At 45.8% G+C, this 2,500-nt stretch carries 3 rRNA genes (1 of these 3 cut by a window edge); all 3 read left to right on the top strand.

Going from position 1 to position 2,500, the window contains the following annotated elements:
• Nucleotides 1-1,841, top strand: a 23S ribosomal RNA gene (locus N7U66_RS08130); it begins 983 nt to the left of the window's first position.
• 160 nt (nt 1,842-2,001) lie between these two features.
• Nucleotides 2,002-2,109: ribosomal RNA gene (gene rrf, locus N7U66_RS08125) — 5S ribosomal RNA — on the top strand.
• Nucleotides 2,110-2,341: 232 nt separating this feature from the next.
• Nucleotides 2,342-2,449, top strand: a 5S ribosomal RNA gene (gene rrf, locus N7U66_RS08120).
• Nucleotides 2,450-2,500: the final 51 nt, after the last annotated feature.

The raw sequence follows: 2,500 nt of genomic DNA, 5'->3' as shown, positions 1-2,500 counted from the left end.
CTAAGGTCCATGTCCGAAAGGGAAAGAACCCGGACCATCAGCTAAGGTCCCCAAATATATGTTAAGTTGAAAAAACGAGGTTGAACTGCTTTGACAGCTAGGATGTTGGCTTGGAAGCAGCCATTCATTTAAAGAGTGCGTAACAGCTCACTAGTCGAGCGGTTCGGCATGGATAATAATCGGGCATAAACATATTACCGAAGCTATGGACTTGAAAAAGTGGTAGGGGAGCATTGTAGTGGCGTTGAAGGTGTGCTGTGAGGCATGCTGGAGTAGCTACAAAAGAAAATGTAGGCATAAGTAACGATAATGCGGGCGAGAAACCCGCACTCCGAAAGACTAAGGTTTCCTCAGCTATGCTAATCAGCTGAGGGTTAGTCGGGACCTAACGCGAACCCGAAAGGGGTAGTGGATGGACAACAGGTTAATATTCCTGTACCTGCTCTCATTAAAAGTGACGGAGGCGAAAAGTTAGTGCGCACAGACGGAATTGTGCGTTGAAGAGAGTGGTAACACCTCGATAGTACACTAAGACTACGGTCGCGGTGATAATCTAGCAAATCGACTTCCAAGAAAAGCAAGAGAAGCAGCCCGTACCCTAAACCGACACAGGTAGTTGGGATGAGAATTCTAAGGAGCTCGAGAGATTCATGGCTAAGGAACTAGGCAAAATAGACCCGTAACTTCGGGAGAAGGGTCGCCCATCTTCGGATGGGCCGCAGTGAAAAGGTCCAGGCGACTGTTTATCAAAAACACAGGGCTATGCTAAATTGAAAGATGACGTATATGGCCTGACACCTGCCCGGTGCTGGAAGGTTAAGTGGAGTTGTTAGCTTCGGCGAAGCAATCAAATGAAGCCCCAGTAAACGGCGGCCGTAACTATAACGGTCCTAAGGTAGCGAAATTCCTTGTCGGGTAAGTTCCGACCTGCACGAATGGTGCAACGATCTCGGACACTGTCTCAGCCATGAGCTCGGTGAAATTGTAGTATCGGTGAAGATGCCGATTACCCGCTGTGGGACGAAAAGACCCCGTGCACCTTTACTATAGCTTAGTATTGGTTTTGGATAAGTAATGTGTAGGATAGGTGGGAGACTTTGAAGCGGCGTCGCTAGGCGTTGTGGAGTCATTGTTGAAATACCACCCTTTGCTTATCTAGAGTCTAACTTTCAATGAAAGGACAGTGCTTGGTGGGTAGTTTGACTGGGGTGGTCGCCTCCAAAAGAGTAACGGAGGCTTCTAAAGGTTCCCTCAGCACGGTTGGTAATCGTGCGTAGAGTGCAATGGCATAAGGGAGCTTGACTGAGAGACCTACAAGTCGATCAGGTACGAAAGTAGAGCATAGTGATCCGGTGGTTCCGCATGGAAGGGCCATCGCTCAAAGGATAAAAGGTACGCCGGGGATAACAGGCTGATCTCCCCCAAGAGCTCACATCGACGGGGGGGTTTGGCACCTCGATGTCGGCTCGTCACATCCTGGGGCTGGAGAAGGTCCCAAGGGTTGGGCTGTTCGCCCATTAAAGTGGCACGCGAGCTGGGTTCAGAACGTCGTGAGACAGTTCGGTCTCTATCTACAGTGGGCGTTAGAAATTTGAGTGGATCTGACTCTAGTACGAGAGGACCGAGTTGGACTAACCTCCGGTGTATCTGTTGTTCCGCCAGGAGCATTGCAGAGTAGCTACGTTGGGAAGGGATAAGCGCTGAAAGCATATAAGCGCGAAACCCACCACAAGATGAGATTTCTTTAAAGGGTCGTAGGAGATTACTACGTTGATAGGTCATAGGTGTAAAGGCAGTAATGTCATAGCCGAGTGATACTAATAACCCATAGGCTTATTGTACGCCTGTTTTTTTATACACTTCAACAAGCTCAGTGCTAAGAAGTGGAGTGCAATACAATTATTATACTTTTCATGTAAATCACGTATAACGTGCTTTTTTCAATATGTTATTTTATACGGTAAGTAGATTATTTAATATAACTACACACGCCGAAAGATTTAAGGTGATTATAGCGATGGGGCTCACCTCTTACCATTTCGAACAGAGAAGTTAAGCCCATTTGCGCCGATGGTACTACATTTGTGGGAGAGTAGGTCGTCGCCTTTTTTAGAGAGTCCTAAACATGTATTTGTTTAGGACTTTTTTTTGTTTTATACTTTTCTAGTGTAGACGAGAGGGTTTAAATCACGTTGTGAAAGCCCCAATAGAATAAAAACAGTGCATTATTCATGTTAAAAGCACTGGGACAGCGTCCTTCTAATGCTTTAGTTTATACTCCATTTTTATAATATACTATTTTATATGGTTACGTGGATCAAACCACACACACCGAAAGACTTAAGGTGATTATAGCGATAGGGCGCACCTCTTACCATTTCGAACAGAGACGTTAAGCCTATTTGCGCCAATGGTACTACACTTGTGGGAGAGTAGGTCGTCGCCTTTTTTACAGAATCCTAAACAGGTATGTGTTTAGGATTTTTTGGGTTGATACATT

The sequence above is a fragment of the Lacinutrix neustonica genome (assembly GCF_026625145.1).
GTDB classification, from domain to species: domain Bacteria; phylum Bacteroidota; class Bacteroidia; order Flavobacteriales; family Flavobacteriaceae; genus Lacinutrix; species Lacinutrix neustonica.
This window is presented reverse-complemented; position numbering and strand designations above follow the sequence as displayed.